Source organism: Neosynechococcus sphagnicola sy1 (assembly GCF_000775285.1).
In the GTDB taxonomy this organism is placed as follows: domain Bacteria; phylum Cyanobacteriota; class Cyanobacteriia; order Neosynechococcales; family Neosynechococcaceae; genus Neosynechococcus; species Neosynechococcus sphagnicola.
Genome location: NZ_JJML01000079.1, coordinates 1 through 898, shown reverse-complemented (window position 1 = coordinate 898; position 898 = coordinate 1). Strand labels below are relative to the sequence as shown.

Genomic DNA, 898 nt, shown 5'->3' with positions numbered 1-898 from the left:
ATCCTGCTGAATCGCACCTGCTAGCCCAGTTAGTCTTGATCATGGATGCCATTGACTCTGGAAGTCCGCCTCGCCGTTGCACGAATTCCCTAATACAACTGGTTGAGGCTTTTGAGTCCTGCGATCGCGCCTGTCAGATCTGGGGGAACCGTCCAGTAAGACCTCGACACTGGCACTAAATCGTTTGGGATTGGTCGCGATCACCCAGGCAGTGCTGCGGTTTTTCCTGGAAGGATATCTGGGCTTGATTGCCCCCTGGGAACTTTGATGCAACAGCTTCTATGACGGGGAGATAACGTTTTTTGTGAACAGGGGGTGACAAATTGATGAGCGTTCAGATATAGTAATAGGCGTGTGAGGAGCGAACCAGTGAGGACACCGAGACGAAACACGGCAAGTCGTCGGTGTCCTTTCTGATTTTAAAGATAGCCATTGCCCAAAGCTTTGGGATGACATGTCAGGTAGCCGCTTAAAATGGGCATTTTGCAGCCTGACAATGTCTGAAGCTGTGTCATCATTGCTATATTTTCATGGTTCCCAGTTCCTAGCGGTCAAAACCACCGACGCTACAGTAGGAACGTTTTGATCGCAGCTGCTACTCCATCTTCTTCTACGGTTGGGGCGACCCACTGAGCCACCGATTGCACAGACAGGGGAGCACTGCCCATGGCAATCCCCATTCCCGCATAGGTGAGCATCTCTAGATCGTTCCAATTGTCCCCCACCGCCATCACGTGTTGAGGCTGAATGCCCAGTAACTCTTCGGCCAAATAGCGCACCGCTGTTCCCTTATTGACTTTGGGGTTTGCCGCTTCAAAAACGGTCGGAACTGACTTGGTTAAGTAAAGGTCTGTGGGAGCATAGCGTTGGCGCAGAGTCTGTAACAGGTCTTCAATCA

Annotated in this window: 1 protein-coding gene; it reads right to left on the bottom strand. The window is 51.2% G+C overall.

Going from position 1 to position 898, the window contains the following annotated elements; translation table 11 throughout:
• Nucleotides 1-566: 566 nt before the first annotated feature.
• The coding region (locus DO97_RS19730; protein ID WP_036536864.1) for an HAD family hydrolase at nucleotides 567-898 on the bottom strand (332 nt) is incomplete at its 5' end.